This is a genomic window from Joostella atrarenae, from assembly GCF_021764745.1.
In the GTDB taxonomy this organism is placed as follows: Bacteria; Bacteroidota; Bacteroidia; order Flavobacteriales; family Flavobacteriaceae; genus Galbibacter; species Galbibacter atrarenae.
The window spans coordinates 121,717-138,529 of sequence record NZ_JAETXX010000006.1 but is presented as its reverse complement, the minus strand read 5'-3'; the positions used below and the strand labels follow the sequence as shown (position 1 = coordinate 138,529).

12 protein-coding genes are annotated in these 16,813 nt (G+C 32.9%); 2 read left to right on the top strand and 10 right to left on the bottom strand.

All coding sequences use genetic code 11. The features are described from left to right. From JM658_RS10630 to JM658_RS10620, 3 genes are all read right to left on the bottom strand, one after another. Complete coding sequence (locus JM658_RS10630; RefSeq protein WP_236959242.1) at positions 1-1,062, bottom strand: family 20 glycosylhydrolase; 1,062 nt, start codon at positions 1,060-1,062, stop codon at positions 1-3. A 3-nt stretch (positions 1,063-1,065) separates the two neighbouring features. After that, complete coding sequence (locus tag JM658_RS10625; protein ID WP_236959241.1) at positions 1,066-2,253, bottom strand: DUF5009 domain-containing protein; 1,188 nt, start codon at positions 2,251-2,253, stop codon at positions 1,066-1,068. 453 nt (positions 2,254-2,706) lie between these two features. Beyond that, on the bottom strand, positions 2,707-4,704 hold the full coding sequence (locus JM658_RS10620) for a glycoside hydrolase family 97 protein (protein ID WP_236959240.1): 1,998 nt from the start codon (positions 4,702-4,704) through the stop codon (positions 2,707-2,709). Between the two features lie 603 nt (positions 4,705-5,307). On the opposite strand from JM658_RS10620, the gene JM658_RS10615 reads away from it, so the two are divergent. Then, complete coding sequence (locus JM658_RS10615; RefSeq protein WP_236959239.1) at positions 5,308-6,903, top strand: DUF6377 domain-containing protein; 1,596 nt, start codon at positions 5,308-5,310, stop codon at positions 6,901-6,903. Here the strand turns inward: JM658_RS10615 and hisS are convergent. From hisS to rpsF, 6 genes are all read right to left on the bottom strand, one after another. Then, positions 6,896-8,272, bottom strand: a complete 1,377-nt coding sequence (gene hisS, locus JM658_RS10610) for a histidine--tRNA ligase (RefSeq protein ID WP_236959238.1) — start codon at positions 8,270-8,272, stop codon at positions 6,896-6,898. The genes JM658_RS10615 and hisS overlap by 8 nt on opposite strands. A 74-nt stretch (positions 8,273-8,346) precedes the next feature. Beyond that, positions 8,347-8,820, bottom strand: a complete 474-nt coding sequence (locus tag JM658_RS10605) for a DUF6495 family protein (RefSeq protein ID WP_236959237.1) — start codon at positions 8,818-8,820, stop codon at positions 8,347-8,349. A 116-nt stretch (positions 8,821-8,936) separates the two neighbouring features. Beyond that, positions 8,937-12,107: a TonB-dependent receptor gene (locus JM658_RS10600; protein ID WP_236959236.1), complete on the bottom strand. Its 3,171-nt coding sequence runs from the start codon at positions 12,105-12,107 to the stop codon at positions 8,937-8,939. A gap of 109 nt (positions 12,108-12,216) precedes the next feature. Next, a complete protein-coding gene (gene rplI, locus JM658_RS10595; protein ID WP_236959235.1) occupies positions 12,217-12,672 on the bottom strand; it encodes a 50S ribosomal protein L9 in 456 nt (151 codons plus the stop codon). Positions 12,673-12,684: 12 nt separating this feature from the next. Then, a complete protein-coding gene (gene rpsR, locus JM658_RS10590; protein WP_202027488.1) occupies positions 12,685-12,981 on the bottom strand; it encodes a 30S ribosomal protein S18 in 297 nt (98 codons plus the stop codon). A 4-nt stretch (positions 12,982-12,985) separates the two neighbouring features. Next, positions 12,986-13,324, bottom strand: a complete 339-nt coding sequence (rpsF, locus tag JM658_RS10585) for a 30S ribosomal protein S6 (RefSeq protein WP_236959234.1) — start codon at positions 13,322-13,324, stop codon at positions 12,986-12,988. A gap of 213 nt (positions 13,325-13,537) precedes the next feature. Here rpsF and JM658_RS10580 point away from each other — a divergent pair, with 213 nt between their 5' ends. Beyond that, positions 13,538-14,236: a LytR/AlgR family response regulator transcription factor gene (locus tag JM658_RS10580; RefSeq protein ID WP_236959233.1), complete on the top strand. Its 699-nt coding sequence runs from the start codon at positions 13,538-13,540 to the stop codon at positions 14,234-14,236. A 45-nt stretch (positions 14,237-14,281) separates the two neighbouring features. Here JM658_RS10580 and priA read toward each other — a convergent pair whose 3' ends face one another. After that, a complete protein-coding gene (priA, locus tag JM658_RS10575) occupies positions 14,282-16,747 on the bottom strand; it encodes a replication restart helicase PriA (RefSeq protein ID WP_236959232.1) in 2,466 nt (821 codons plus the stop codon). Positions 16,748-16,813 lie beyond the last annotated feature (66 nt).

Genomic DNA, 16,813 nt, shown 5'->3' with positions numbered 1-16,813 from the left:
TTATGAGGCTTTAAATAATGCTTTAAAAGTAGTAGCCTCATTTACCTCTTCGCTATCATTTGCATAAAACATATCTAAAAAATTCCCAGCACTTGTCCAAACTGTGTGCAGCATCCCTTTATAGCGCTCTTTCATCTCATCGGTGGCATTCGCTCTTAAATCTTTTAGCATTTGTTGTTGTTTTAAAGCAACTTCTGGTTTTCTCCATGAACAAGTAGCTACATCAAAACCGTTCATTGCAAAATAAACCGCTGTAGGATCAGCCCGTTCGTAATGCCAATCGCAAATAATAACATCCTTTGGGATTAAATTAATTGCTCGGTGAGTATTATTCATACTCGCTTCCCACATCCCAATTCCTGTTGTTTTTCCATCAATCAATCGATCTCCCCAAATCCATAAACGCTGTCCATTACTTGCTAAATGGTTTCTTATTTTTGTAACCTCGCCAGCATATAATTCAGCTTTATCCCTTCCGCTACATCGAGGACATTTAGAGTCTCCAATATAAAAAACCTCGTCCATTCCTGCATGAAATGCATCGGCATCAAAGACTTCCATTATTTCATCTACCAAATCGAAAACTACTTTATGAACTTCTGGATGAAGCGGACAATAGCTTTTACAATACAATCCGTCTTCGTTTGGCCATTCATATTTTTCAGGAATTTTCACATGTGGGGTTTCGTCGAACTCAGGATATACCTGCAATAATTTCTCTATCGAATCTGCCCAAGATTGATGTCCCAATAAATTTATCTGTGGAATGATTTTAATTTTTTGTCTTTTGCAAGCCGCCACTATCCTATTAATTTCTTCGGTAGAAAGCGCTCCTTTATTTACCAATTCAGGATGCGATTTATATTCATAGTCATAATCCACTCTCAATACCATTGTATTTACTTTTCGGGGGGAGAGCTCTTCATTTATAAACTTAACAAACCTGTTTACATCTTGTTTTGCTGGTGCTGCAATTGCAATTCCTCTCAAAGGAAGCTCACTCTGCGCTTGTAATAAACAGCAAGTAATTAAAAACGTACATACGAGATAAATCTGTTTCATTTTTTAAAGTTTTAGTCTGATGTTAATTTTTGAAAGTAAAGCAGCAAAGCCAATCATAGCAAATGCCCATATAATAGAACCGCCTACAGCCAATAATGCCGATTCTTCTTGTTTATAAATAAGAATATTCCATCCGAAACCCCAAATTGTATAATAAATAATATCAGGCGCCAAATAGGTAGTTAAAGAATTCTGACCTGCAGGCTTGAATATTGAACTCCATTTAGAAATCTTTAAATAATCTATCACATAAAAGAGTAAACAAAAAACCAAAATACTTATTCCGTTACAAATCATTGCCCAAGTAGGCGTTCCTTGCATTTTAGATATGATAAACCAATTTCGAAATATAAATCCAATAAAAAGAACCAATAGTCCAAATGGTAAAAGTATCTGCATTAGCTTTTTAAAATCATCTTTATTATCTTTTAAAAGCATTCCGACTACCAATCCACAAAGAACAATTGAAGGAGTATTTCCACTAATTAAAACACCAAAATAAGGCTTCATTGGATTTAAAAAACCTAATAACTGTAGCTGTGATAATATATTTAGCACTATAAAACCAATCCATAAAATAACAACTCCTATTAATTTTCCACGGGTTAGCAAATAAGATATGGATCCAGCAAAATACCCCCAACCTATAAGTCCTAAAATTCCCCACCATCCTGTTGTCATCCAAGTTGGACTTTCTTCAGTTCCTCCTTTAAAAATATAAGCTAAAAGTACTAATCCAAGGATTCCGATTCCTTTTAACACCTTAAATAAGACGCTATAACTAGACTTATCAGGATATTTATTCCAAATGAGAAATATAGAAATATACACTAAAACAGCCCATAGGTATTTATTAATTCCTGCCAGCACTGAATTGAGTTCATTTATATTAACCATAAAGACACCAATAAGTAAGAGACTTAAAGTTCTAATTAAAATATGTTTTAATATATCGAGGTTATTATCTCCTTTTTTTCTTCGTGATAAAAATGCAAATGGAATAGAAAGTCCTACCATAAATAAAAACCCTGGAAACACCCAATCCGCAAGTCCCATAGCATCTTCGGTTGCTTTACTATGTACTAACCATTTTGGTACTCCAGACTCAAATAAATCATTTACGAATAGCATCAAGAAGAGCGTTAATCCCCTCATAATATCAATAGAAAGTATTCTTTTACTTGTTTTCAATTTCAAAAAGTATAAGTTCTAAACGAAATAAAAGTATCTTGAAGCTTCCCGAAAAAACGCAAAATACAAACACAGTTCATTTAGTAAGTTGGTTAATAATTTATTGTCTAAAACCTTCTAAAATTAAATATTTATTGTCCTAAATCATTAGAAAAAAACACTTATTTAAACCTATAAAATACTGACTGTTGTTTAGCTACAGCTTACTGTTGTTGGTCTAAAAAATAATGTTTGATTAAATGAAAATTTATTAATTAGTAGTTTTTTAAAATGTAAAAACCTGTCTAAAATAATATTCAGACAGGTTTTTTTGAGCTTTCACCCAAGGTTGAATTACAACCATTGTTCATAAAAAAGTTCACTTCTCAATCAAACTAATTATTTTACTCGCTTATGATATTATAGATGCCTTCACTTATCAGTAGCAAAAAGCAATATATTTCTTTGTTTATATTAATCTACAGGAGTAAATTTAATAGCACTTCCGCCGCCTGGAGCCAATTCTAAATTTAATACACTTTTATTATTGACCAACTGATTTGTTATGATTATAGGGTAAGGATTCGATTTGTAATTGGCATCTTTCCCATCTGAATATATAGTAGCTTCATATTTTTTATCTGGTTCTAAAAAAGATAATTCCGCTCTTATATCTCTCGCTTTTTTATTTGTAATAGCACCTAAATACCAGTTTCTACTATTTCTATCTTTACGAACAGTAGTAACATATTCTCCAATCTGAGCATCAAGCACTTTAGTTGTTTCCCAGGTTGAAGGCACATCTTTTATAAATTGAAATGCTTGTTGATCTTTATAGTTTTCTGGTAGATCTGATGCCATTTGCTGCGGACTATAAATAATTACATATAGAGCCAATTGCTTTGCTAAAGTTGTATTTACCATTGCTCCGTTTGGCGTTTTATAATCAAAATCGAAATTCCCTGGAGTAAAGTCAAAAGGACCAGAAAGCATTCTTGTAAAAGGCATTATTGTAGTATGCTCGGGAGTATTTCCCCCGTCTGGAGACCACGCATTGTATTCTTGACCTCTACCGCCTTCTTGAGTCATTAAATTAGGGTATGTTCTTTGTAACCCTGTTCCTTTTACTGGCTCATGATTATCAATCATGATGTGGTATTTTGCAGCAGTTTCAATCACTTTCCTGTAATGCCTCACTCCATATTGACTATCATGCCATTCCTTTTTGTTCAGATACTTGTTTACATATCCTGTTTTCACAGCGTTTACTCCATTTTTTTTATACAATGCAAAGGCATCTTCAAGCTGGTCTTCATAGTGCTTTGCAGCTCCAGCAGTTTCATGATGACCAATTAGACGAACATTCTTTTGAGCAGCATATTTACAAATTTCTTCTAGATCAAAATCAGGATATGCATCTGTAAAACTAAAAGCACGTCCATCTGCTGTCCAATCACCATCCCATCCTACATTCCAACCTTCAACTAAAACTCCATCAAATCCATTTTCTGAAGCAAAATCTATATATTTTTTTGTATTTTCTGTTGTAGCTCCGTGTTTTTCTCCCTGCCCCCAGGTATACTTTTCTAAATGCATTCCCCACCAGATTCCAATATATTTAGAAGGCTCAATCCAAGAGAGGTCTTCGATCTTAGAAGGTTCATTGAGATTAAGCATTAACGTAGAGGTAGCTAATTGAGCAGGATTCTCACCTACAATAACTGTTCTCCAAGGAGTTTTAAAAGGAGTTTCCGTATAAACCTTTACTCCATCCGCCCACGGTACTAATTCACTTTTATACTGTTTCTCATTACTTTTAAGTAAGGTCATTGAAGCAAAGTCGGTTAAATTAGCCTCATGAATAGCTACATATAAACTGTCTTTTGTTTCAAAAGTAGCAGGAGTATTTATAGTATCTGTCTGTCCAATTGGAGTTTTTCGGTAAGAACTTTCATAATAGCTATTCTCACGATGAACAGGAATCCACCATACATCTTCTTGATTTGGAAAAGTAAACTCAGTAATTTCATTGGAAATTTTCACTTTCCCTAAATTCTCTTGCTTCGGAAAAATATATCTAAACCCAAGTCCATCATTGAAAAGTCTAAAAACAAGATCCATTGTTCGTCCGCTCCCATTTTTTTCCTTTAAATGAACAATCAATTCATTATGGTGATCTCGAATTTCTTTGAACTCTCCCCACGGCTGCTCCCATAAAACATCGGCAGTACTTTTTTCAATATTGATGATTTTGAATCCTTCTTTCATGGCTTCATTTTCTTCAAATTCAAAACCAAGCTTTGAAGGTAACAACACGTTTTTACCTCTTGAAGAAAGAACATATTGAGGTTCTCCCTTCTCTGTTAAGCTAAAAATCAATTCATTTTTATTATCAGGAGATAAAATAGATATCGGCTTTTCATCACATGAAAAAAATAACGTTAAAATGAGTAATAAAAGACACTTCTGCATCTTATTAAATAGGTTAAGTTCGGGTATTGATTTTATATTTTTCATTTTATAATTCCTCTTTAATTGAGTCACAAAACTGTTATCTATTTCTTAAAAGTGAGTGAGGCTTTCCATAAAAACTTAATCCATTGGTTTAAAGCTAACTATTTAATTAAATCGTTTTTAATGTTCAAGGTAATTTATTAGAAAACCCCATTCTTCTCAACTTTTCTTCAAGCTGTTTCAAAACTAAGTCCAAGAAAAACCGTTAGAAAAATATATAATAAAAATCAAGATTTATTTAGTTTCAAAAAACACTCAAACAACTCATTTACAGCAATATAATATTTAATTAAATGTTTAAAAATCAAGATTAAATCGAGAGTAATTAGTGTTTAAAATTCATTATTCAGCAATTAATATTGCACAATATTTTAAAAAACTCATATATTGTCGCTTGTAATTAATGGAATCGCAATGAATTATGTTAAGAACAATTAAATAATATACTAAGCAATAATCAGTTATCATTTTTTTGGCGTTAGTGAAGCACTCTATGAACTAGTTTTTAATTATAAATAACAAATACCTACTATTATCAACCAACCTTTTTATAATACTAAAATGCGATACATTTCGGTTTTTCTTTTTTTTATTACTGCTAGCATTTTTGCTAATGGTCATGAAGAAATTTTAAAAAAACTAGAAAACGAGCTTGACAATAAAGAATACTACATTCAGCAGAAATACAAAAAGATAGAAATATTAAAAAAAGGGCTTCAAAAAAATATTGTTAATGGAGGCGATTACAGTTTATACCAATCTTATATTCTATTATTTAATGAATATCGCTCTTTTAAATATGATTCTGCATACTACTATTTAGAGAATGCAAAACAAAAAGCTATAAAATTAGAAAAGGAAGAATTAATAAATGAAGTTGCTATTAATGAAGGGTTTATTTTACTTTCTTCAGGACTATTTAAAGAAGCAATAGACATATTAAATGATATTAATCCTGACTTATTATCCAAAGAGAATAAATTTAACTATTACTCTGTTAAAGCACGTACATACTACGATTTAGCAGATTACAACAAGGACCATCGCTTTAGTATAAACTATATTCAAAAAGGTAATAAATACATAAATAAGGCTTTAAGTTATGTTGATAAAAATACTAATGAATATTGGACAACAGAGAGTTTAAGGAGATTAAAACAACAAGACCTTAAAGGCGCTGAGTTTGCTTTTGAGTATTGGATAAACAACTATGACCTCTCCCCTAAGTATTATGGTATTGCAACTTCTAGTCTTGGTTATATTTATGGGGAACGCGGTTATACTGAAAAAGCAATTGAGTATCTGGCTTTAGCAGCTATTTCTGATGTTCAATCTGCAACAAAAGAGACGGTAGCTTTACGTAATCTAGCCAACGAACTTTATGAAATTAATGACTTAGACAGTGCAAACAAGTATATCCATCTAGCTATGGATGATGCTACTTTTTACAATGCAAGGCACCGAAAAATTCAAATTTCAAGTATTCTTCCAATTATTGAAGAAGCTCAAATGCATAAAATTGAGCAACAAAATAGTTTATTAAGTAAAATTGCAATTCTTTTAGGAGTATTAGTGATAATAGTGATTGTCTTCTTATTTATAATTTTCAAACAGCTTAAAGTAAGAAATACATCAAAAAAAGAATTAATAGCTTCATACGATGAATTACAAAAAGTAAATATGCATTTAAGAGAAGCAGATGCAATTAAACAAGAGTACATTACTTATTTTATTCAAGCCACTTCAGGTTTTATAAAAAAAATAGATCGCTTACAGAAAAGTACTCGGCAGAAACTAATCGCTAAAAAAACAGATGAAATTCTAACTGTCCTAAATAGATATAGTGTAAAGAAAGAACGTAGCGACCTTTTTAAAAATTTCGATGAGATATTCCTAAAACTATTTCCAACTTTTATAACAGATTTTAATCAGCTATTTCCAGAAGAGCACAAATACATATTAAAAAAATCGGAGCTCCTAAATACAGAGCTCCGCCTTTTTGCTTTATATAGACTCGGAATCCAAGATAGTAACCAGATTGCCGATTTTCTTGAGCTTTCAGTTGCAACTATTTACACCTACAAAACAAGAATTAAAAGTAAATCTAATTACAAAGATTCCTTTGAGAATAAGATTATGGAAATTAAAACTATTTAATCATTACTCTCTCAATAAGTTCTTCTGTTGTTACTTCAAACTGCTCTCCAGAATTCATATTTTTTAATGTAAAAGTACCTCCTTCTATTTCCTTAGAACCAGCTAAAACTACAAATGGAATATTTCTTTTATTAGCATAATTCATTTGCTTTTTCATTTTAGCATCATCAGGATACATCTCTGACTTGATACCTGCTTCACGAAGTTTTTTAAGTGCTTTTAGGCAGTATAATGCTTCGTTTTGACCAAAGTTTAAGAACAATACTTTAGTACTTTCTGAGACTTCTTCAGGGAAAAGTCCTAATTCTTCTAAAACCAAATAAATACGATCTAATCCAAAAGAGATTCCTACTCCACTTACATTTTTAAGTCCAAAAATACCGGTAAGATCATCATAGCGACCGCCGCCACCAATAGAACCCATTTTTACTTCTGCAGGAGCTCCCACTTCAAAAATGGCTCCAGTATAATAATTTAAACCACGAGCTAATGTTACATCTAAATCTAATTTAGCTGTTTTAAGTCCTAAAGCAGTAATAGCATCTATTATAAAACTCAATTCATCGACACCTTTCATTCCTTCTTCTGAAGCTTCTAAAAGAGCGCGTAAACTATTTAGTTTATCGGTGTTACTTCCTGTAAAAGAAAATAAAGGTTGTACTTTCTGAATCGCATCTTCGCTGATTCCTTTTTCCAACATTTCCTTTTTCACACCATCTTCACCAATTTTATCTAGCTTATCTAGAGCTACTGTAAAATCGATCAATTTATCTTTGGCACCAATAACTTCAGCAATTCCTGAAAGTATTTTACGGTTATTCATTTTTATAGTTACGCCTTCCAGCTTTAAACTATGAAAAACGGCATCATACAATTGCACAAACTCCACTTCCTGCCATAAAGACTTCGAGCCTACTACATCAGCATCACATTGATAAAACTCTCTAAAACGCCCTTTTTGAGGTCTATCCGCTCTCCAAACTGGTTGAACCTGATAACGCTTAAAAGGCAATTCGATTTCATTTTGATGCATAACCACATAACGAGCAAACGGAACTGTAAGATCGTAACGCAAAGCCTTTTCGGAAATCTTTCCCGTTAGTGCATTTGCATCTTTCTTTTCGTACAAAGCATCATCAACCTTAGAAAGGAAGTCTCCTGAATTTAAGATCTTAAAAATAAGTCGATCTCCTTCATCTCCATATTTCCCCATTAATGTATCCGAATTCTCAAAACTCGGTGTTTCTATTGGAAGAAATCCGAATGTTTGAAAATGAGATTTTATGGTATCGATTATATAGTTACGTTTAACAACCTCTTCTGGTGTAAAATCTCTAGTTCCTTTAGCTATGCTTGGTTTTTGTGCCATTATATTAGTATTGTGTTTGAGTTAATGACTTTAGAAATAGATTATTCTAAAGACCACCAACACACATCTTAAAGTTAATTTGGTAATATATCGTCAAAATAATTAAATAACTCTCCTTTTGTAATAACTGCTCCCTTTTCGATAAGCTCAAATTTATCCTTATTACGGTCTTCAGAGTATGCTTTATTTGCAATCATCATTTCAACGGCTTCCGTTAAAAAGTTATTCTTAAACCAAGTAAACCCTTCTTTTGTAGTTAAATCTACACCTGGCTGATGTACGCGTACAGCGATAAGTCTCATTTCTTTTTCTCCCAAATAAAATAAATGCATTTCTGTAGCAGAGATGTTTTCCAAATAATCTACTTTACTTAAAACACCTTCCCAAATTAAATCACTAAATACATCAATTTCGTCTTCAGCAACCTCTGGTTTATTTTTCTTTATATCGTTCCATTCATCAACAGTTATAGTCTGCGTTGCTAAGAAATTTATAAATTCTTGATGCATTTCTTCTAACTGCTCCTTTGTAAGTCTTCTGTACTTCACCTAATTTTTTTTACGATTCAATTTAGATTTTGCAAAAATAACAAAGGCTATGCGGAGTGCATAGCCTTTTATAATAAAATTTAAGAAATTATCCTTTTAGAGAAGTACTTTAAAATTTAATTAAAGATATAGCGTAATCCTATTTGAGCTTGCCATCTAGATTGAATTCCAGAAAATGCTCCAAAAGTTTCTGTTAAAGTAGGATCAAAACTATATGTTGGAACATTATTAGCATCTATAGACACTACTGATACCGGGTTTAAATTTCTTGGTTGCTGAATAACTCCCCAATCAGAATTTAATAAATTACCAAAATTTAAAATATCAATACTAAATTGGATTGTGTTCGTTTTTGTTTCAGAAACTTTAAAATTATAATCTTGCAATATTTTCACATCCCATCTACTTCTCCATGGTGCTAAAGCGCCATAACGTTCCATGTAGTCCCCTCTGTTTTCATTTAAATACTCATCCTGCTGGATGTATGCTTCATATGCCGCAGCTTGAGTAGCTTGTTCTGTTGGATTACCAATAAATTGCATTTGCTGAACTTCTTCTGAAGTTGGAATATAAATAAGATCATTATTCTGAAAAGAACTATCATTATTAATATTACCAGCATAAGTATAATTAAATCTTCCTCCTTGAGCATATTCTCCAAAAGCGGATATTGTAGTCGCCCATTTGTCATGTCCATATTTAAATTGCTTGGAAATAACTCCAATAATACGATGAGAATCTCCGTACTTAGAAAAAGATAATACATCTTGATTGGCATCTCCAACTACTGGATTGAAATCGAAAGCATCTCCAGTAATTTCAGCTTCAATTGAGTTAACATCTTTAGAATTTAAATAATTGTATGCAAGACTTGCAAAAAGCCCATTATTGAAGAATTTCTGTGCTTTAAAAGTAGCATTCCAAACACGACCTTTATCACTATTTGTAAATACATACGCATTGTTTCCCTTATCAGAATCTGCATAATATGCACGATTATCACCTGGCGCATTTAAATTCTCACTTGGGTCACTAAGCCCCCAATTCTGAACATTGATTCCATTAATATCTTTTGTGTATGAAAGATCTGTAGTTAAAACCAGACCATTTTCAAATTTATAATCTGCACCTAAGCTATTTCTCCATACCTGTGGCCATTTGAAATCAGCATCGACAATTTGATAAAAAAACACGTCTACTCCCTGTACTTGGTTACCAAGCCAAACAAAAGGGAATCTACCTGTAAAAATACCAGTTCCCCCTCTTAACTTAAAGCTTCTGTCTCCTAAAACATCCCAATTAAAACCTAAACGAGGAGATACTAGAAAGTCGTTGTTTGGAAGTTGTAATGAATTAAGCTTTACTTCTTCCTTTGTTTCTGGATCGAAGTAGGGAATATCTGGAACATATGTTCCTTTTCTATCAATATTCTCTTGAATTTTATCTTTTGTATTAAAATATAAAGGTTTATCAAAACGAACTCCATAAGTTAACTTAAATTCATCAGAAATATTCCATTCATCTTGAGCATAAAATGCAAACTGACCAACATTAGTTTCAGCCAACGACCATCCATCACTTGCATTTAGAGCATTATAAGTACCTTCTGCTCCTTGTATAAGGTTATCTATAAGTCCCCCTGGCTGCGAATTTGCTAGAAACTCTTGAACACTAGCAAAATTACGAGGAGGAGTATCTGGATCACCGTCAATTTCAAATCCAAATGTACCTCCATAAAACCCTAAATTGAAACTATTCTCAAACTCAAATTTTTCAACAGAAAAACCTAACGTTAAATTATGATCTCCCATTAATATATTTAAATTATCAGTAATTTGAAATACTTTTTGATCTAGAGTATTGTTTATAGAAAACGGTTCATGGCCTGCAACAATATAATTAGAACCATTCTGTTCTATTAAAATACTAGGTGCGGGTGAAGATAACGGATCTCTATAATCATTAAAGTAGGTATATCCTGATTGTAGTTTATTAACAATTTTATCCGATATATTTGAATTTAATTCTAATTGAAAAGATTGAATATTATTATTAATACGGTACCCAGAATTTTCAAATTGTAACGTAGAAGCACTTGGCCCTCTTACTCCGATGGCAGTTGGGTGTGCTGGTTTCTCTTTGTAAGCATCTAAAAAGTTATAAATAAATGCTAGTCGGTTGTTGTCATCAATATTCCAATCAATTTTTATAATTCCTTTTGTGGAAGCTGCTCCATAAGTAAACCCCTCATATCTTCCAGTATCGTAACCAAGTCCCGCTAAAGCATTTTTAACATCCATTAAATCCCCTTCGGTAACTCGTGACTCATTTACTGCGCCTGAACCTGTATTTGGTATGAATCCATAGGTACCTAAATCTGTTTTTTCATCTTTTTCAAAATTTGCGAAAAAGAAAAGCTTATTTTTAATAATTGGTCCTCCGATACTAATACCATATTGGTTTTGCTCTAATTTTGGCTTAATTACCTTTTCTCCTTCAATCTTACCTCCCGTAAGATCTTCATTTCTAAAAAAACCATATACTGTACCATAAAAATTATTTGTTCCACTTTTAGTTACAGCATTAACTGATGCTCCTGTAAATCCAGATTGGGTAACATCATAAGGGGCAATAGATACCTGAATTTGATCAATAGCATCTAAAGAAATAGGTTGTGAATCTGTTTGTCCTCCTGGAGTAGCAGCATCCAAACCGAAAGGATTGCTAAAAACAGCTCCGTCTAAAGAAAAATTATTAAACTGATCGTTTCTTCCGCCAAAAGAGCCATCACTACTTGAGGTAGGCTCTAATCTTGTAAAATCTTGAGCTGATCTAGAAATGGTTGGCAGCCTTGTAAGCTCTCTTCTTCCTACACTCGTCTCTGCACCAGTCCTATCAGCATCAAAGGCACCAGAACTATCCCCTGTAACAACAACTTCTCCTAATTGTTGACTATCATCAACCAGTTTAATCTCAAAGTCTGAGGTCTGTCCTAAATCTAAATATACGCCAGTAACCTCTTGAGATTGAAAACCAATATATGAGATTGTTAATTTGTAGGGACCACCCACTCTAAGATTGAGAAGATTAAAGCGACCTTCAAAATTGGTTGCTCCACCATAATTAGTCCCTGTAGGTGTATGAACTGCTACCACGCTAGCACCTGGTAGTGGCTCACCTTGTGAGTCTGTTACAACCCCTTTAATATTTGAGGTTGTTACTTGGGAACTAAGTGTTCCCACTGTCATTACTAGTAATAGCTTAAGTAGTAACTGTAATTTTTTCATTGTTAATGAGTTAAATGTTTATGATTTGTTGGCGGTAGCAATAAAACTACAAACAAAAAAGGCCACTTTAACAAGTGGCCTTAACATTTTATTAACAAAGAATTCTTAATTACTTCTCTTCTACTGTAACTTCGAAAGGGAAATTAACTACTACTTCTCTATGTAATCTTATAGTAGCTTCGTAAGGACCAGCAACTTTTACGTTACCTCCTAAGATGCTAATGTATTTCTTATCTATATTAAGACTAGCCTCTTTCTGAATAGCCTCAGATAAATCTATATTACTAACAGAACCAAATAATTTCTTACCTGCTCCAGCTTTAGCAACTATCTTAACCTGAATGTCTTTAAGTTGATCTGCAACTTTTTGAGCATCCTCAATAACTTTCTTCTCTTTGAAAGCTCTTTGCTTCAAATTTTCAGCTAATACTTTCTTAGCTGAGCTTGTAGCAAGGACTGCTTGACCTTGAGGGATTAAAAAATTACGTCCGTAACCATTTTTTACAGTTACCACATCATCTTTAAAACCTAAATTATCTACGTCTTTCTTTAATATTAATTCCATGGTTACCTTCTTTTATTTTAATAAATCTGCTACGTAAGGCATTAAAGCTAAGTGACGAGCTCTTTTAATTGCTACAGATACTTTTCTTTGATACTTTAATGATGTTCCGGTTAACCTTCTTGGTAAGATCTTACCTTGTTCATTTACTAATTTTAATAAAAAGTCTGGATCTTTGTAATCGATATACTTGATGCCTGACTTTTTAAAACGACAATATTTCTTTGTCTTATTAGTTTCTATATTAAGTGGAGTAAGATATCTAATTTCTCCATCTTTTTTTCCTTTTGCTTGTTGCTCTATAGATGACATAATACTAAGCTTTTTGTTTAAGTTTTGTTCTTCTTCTTTCTGCCCAAGAAATAGCGTGCTTATCTAAACTTACAGTTAGAGAACGCATAACACGTTCGTCACGTCTAAATTCTAATTCATAACCTTCGATTACCTCTCCAGCTACTTTAAATTCAAAAAGATGGTAAAACCCACTTTTCTTGTTTTGAATAGGATATGCTAATTTTTTTAGCCCCCAATCTTCTTTAGATACAAACTCTGCTCCTTTAGAGGTTAAGAAATCTTCAAACTTCTTAACTGTTTCCTTTATCTGAGTCTCAGATAAAACGGGATTAAGAATGAAAACAGTTTCGTAATGATTCATAATGTGAATATTATTGTTAATTTTTAAGGCTGCAAAAGTAGAATTAATTATCGTAATAAAAAAGCTAATCTGCAACATTTCGATAAAAGAAGGTTATTTTTCCCCTTTCGACAACAAAACTCTGCCTTTTCACAACATTTTACTTGCTTACCCTTACTTTTTTCACTAAAATTGTACTTCATAAATATCCAACCACTTACCTATTAGGTCAAAATGAAAATGAATTGCATTATTGTAGACGACTCAAGCATTCAAAGAATGTCTGTTGCTAGATTGATAAAAAATCACCCTATGCTCAACTTAGTTGCTGAATACAGTAATGCTATAGAAGCAAGGAATGGTCTAAAAAAACAAAGCATTGATCTTATCTTTTTAGATATTGAAATGCCTGTTGTTAATGGTTTCGACTTACTAGAAGCTCTTAACGAACCACCGCAAGTTATACTAATTACTGGAAGTGCACAATATGCCCTTAAAGCATTTGACTACGATGTAACAGATTACCTTCATAAACCTATTACTCAAGAACGTTTTGAGGCCTCTATAAAAAGAGCTCAAGACAACTTCAAATTAAAAGTTGCATCTAAAGAAGATGATGATCACATCTTTGTAAAGAGTAATCTTAAGAAGAGAAAAGTCTTTTTAAATGAAATTAATTGGGTAGAAGCTTTAGGTGATTATATAAAGTTAGTAACGGATGATGCTAACATTGTTATTCTTTCTACGATGAAATCTTTTGAAAAAGAACTTCCTGAAAATCGCTTCTTAAGAATTCATAAGTCTTATATTGTTAATTTAGATAAAGTAGAGAAGTTTAATAGTAAAAATGTGGAAGTTAACGGAAAACAAATTCCGCTTAGTAGAAACAAAAAGACGGAGCTATCGGAAGCATTAAGCAGTACAAACTCTTAAACCAAATTTAAAAAGGATCTCCTTATTTAAATTTAACTCTCACCATTAATAAGCGTCTACATTATATATTATTCTCACACTTCTATAGGCTGCTATAGATTGAAAACTCTTATCTATTCTTCTAATAGCATCTTTTGTTTGCTTTACAGACTGATTGTGCGGAACTTTAATTATAATATTTTTTAAATACTCATTTCGAATTCTAGAAACAGGCGGAAACTCTGGTCCTAATATTTCTGTTTTAGTATGATTATCAAAAACTGTATGCAATGCTTTTGCGTACCAACTACTAGCATCATTTACCTTATTATAATCTTTATGTTTAAAAACTAGTTTTATAATTCTTGTAAAAGGTGGATATCTAAATTGTCGCCTTTCATTAATCTGATCTGTAAACATTTCCTCATAACTATTTATTGAGGCTTGCTGTAATATCTGATGATAAGGATTAAAAGTCTGAATTATTACTTTACCTCGCTTTTTTGTACGCCCTGCTCTACCTGAAACTTGCTGAATTAACTGAAAGCTCCTTTCGTGCGCTCTAAAATCAGGAAAATTTAATAAAGTATCTGCATTCATAACACCCACCAAACTAACATTTCTAAAGTCTAATCCTTTGGTAAGCATTTGTGTTCCCACAAGAATATCGATTTCTAGCTGCTCAAAAGCGGTAATTATTTTCTGATAACCATGTTTTCCCCGTGTAGTATCAGAATCCATACGACCAATCTTAGCCTTCGGAAAAAGCTCTTTCAATGCCAATTCTATTTGCTCCGTCCCTAAGCCTTTGGTATCTATCTCACTACTCCCACATGCCAAGCAAGCCAATTGCATTGCCATAGCATACCCACAATAGTGACATCTTAATTGCTTTTTATATTGATGATATGTTAAACTCACATCACAATTAGGACATTGAGGAGAGTGTCCGCAAGTATTACACTCCAAAATAGGCGCAAACCCTCTACGGTTTTGAAAAATTATAACTTGCTCCTTTTCCCCTAATGCTTCTTGAATAGCCTCTAATAACCGATCTGAAAAATGCCCCGTCATTTTTCTCTTCCGATGCTTCTCTTTTATATCTGTGAGTTCGATATCTGGCATCATTACATTCCCAAATCTTCGGGTAATCTCTACCAGTCTATATTTGCCAATCTTAGCATTATGATAACTCTCAATACTTGGAGTAGCAGTCCCCAGCAAGGTTTTCGCCTTATGGATAGCCGCTAAAACTATAGCCGTATCTCTTGCGTGGTACCTTGGCGCTGGATCAAACTGTTTAAAAGATGTTTCGTGCTCTTCATCTACAATAACGAGTCCTAAGTTAGAAAACGGCAATAGAACGGCAGATCTTGCACCAATAACAATTTGTGCCTTAGAAGCCCCCTTAAGGATATTATTCCACGTTTCTACCCGTTCATTTACAGAATATTTAGAATGAAATACACTCACTTTTTCTCCAAAATAATCCTGTAAGCGTTTAATAAGCTGTGTAGTAAGCGCTATTTCTGGCAATAAATATAAAACCTGTTTCCCTTCAGCTATAATCTTTTCAATAAGCTTAACATAAACTTCTGTTTTTCCTGAAGAAGTAACTCCATGCAATAAAACAACTCCTTCTGAAGTAAAATGTTCTTCTATTTCTTTTAATGCCGAAGTTTGATATTCATTTAAATCTTTTAAGTCTGAAATCTCTTCCCCTTCATATTGTATTCTATCCTGCTGAATAAAATACTCCTCCAATATTTCTTTATCGACTAATGCTTTTATGGTAGTCGATGAAGCATTGCTTTTCTCTTCTAGTTCTTTAACTTGAATTCCTTTTCCAGCCACCGCTTCCATCGTAAAAAAAGTAAGTATAACCTCTCTTTGTTTCGGCGCTCGAGAAAGCTGCTCTAAAAGTCCATTTAACTCATCATCAGAAGTATACCTTTCATTAAGCCTAATATAACGAATAAGCTTAGGCTTGTATTGATCATTAATCTCTTCTTTAAGCTTAATTACATTCTTATCGAGCAATCTTTTTAAAACGGAAAGCGTACTTTTTCTATCTATAATACTGCTTACTTCGTGTACTTTTAACATCGATTGATGCTGGAGCGCTTCATAAACCAACCACTCATCATCCTTTAAAGACTCTTCTGTTTCGGGATTAAAACTCTCATTTTTTAAAATAAGTGTCTCACTTTCCAACAGAAAAGCAGAAGGAACAGCTGCTTTAAAAACCTCTCCCAAACTACACATATAATAAGAGGAAATCCACTCCCATTGTTTAAATTGTCTCTCTGTAATTATAGGAGCATTGTCTAGAATCTGATCTATTTCTTTAGCCTTATATGTCTCTGGAGCTTTATTATGAACTCGATACACCAATCCCGTATAAATCTTAGACCTCCCAAAAGGAACTGAAACACGCATCCCTGGCTGAAGAAAGGAAGCTTCTCGCTCAGAAACAGCGTATGTAAATGTCTTTTCTAGTGGTATGGGTAGAATAACATCTATAAAATGCATTTTTTCAGAATCTATTAATTTGGATTTATTAATTAGCTATCGGCAGCTTTTAGTCGCTTTTCATAA

Coding starts and splice junctions, on each gene's coding strand:
- JM658_RS10630 (WP_236959242.1), bottom strand. CDS start 1,062: ATGAAACAGATTTATCTCGTATGTACGTTTTTAATTACTTGCTGTTTA.
- JM658_RS10620 (WP_236959240.1), bottom strand. CDS start 4,704: ATGCAGAAGTGTCTTTTATTACTCATTTTAACGTTATTTTTTTCATGT.
- JM658_RS10615 (WP_236959239.1), top strand. CDS start 5,308: ATGCGATACATTTCGGTTTTTCTTTTTTTTATTACTGCTAGCATTTTT.
- hisS (WP_236959238.1), bottom strand. CDS start 8,272: ATGGCACAAAAACCAAGCATAGCTAAAGGAACTAGAGATTTTACACCA.
- JM658_RS10600 (WP_236959236.1), bottom strand. CDS start 12,107: ATGAAAAAATTACAGTTACTACTTAAGCTATTACTAGTAATGACAGTG.
- rplI (WP_236959235.1), bottom strand. CDS start 12,672: ATGGAATTAATATTAAAGAAAGACGTAGATAATTTAGGTTTTAAAGAT.
- rpsR (WP_202027488.1), bottom strand. CDS start 12,981: ATGTCATCTATAGAGCAACAAGCAAAAGGAAAAAAAGATGGAGAAATT.
- rpsF (WP_236959234.1), bottom strand. CDS start 13,324: ATGAATCATTACGAAACTGTTTTCATTCTTAATCCCGTTTTATCTGAG.
- JM658_RS10580 (WP_236959233.1), top strand. CDS start 13,538: ATGAAAATGAATTGCATTATTGTAGACGACTCAAGCATTCAAAGAATG.
- priA (WP_236959232.1), bottom strand. CDS start 16,747: ATGCATTTTATAGATGTTATTCTACCCATACCACTAGAAAAGACATTT.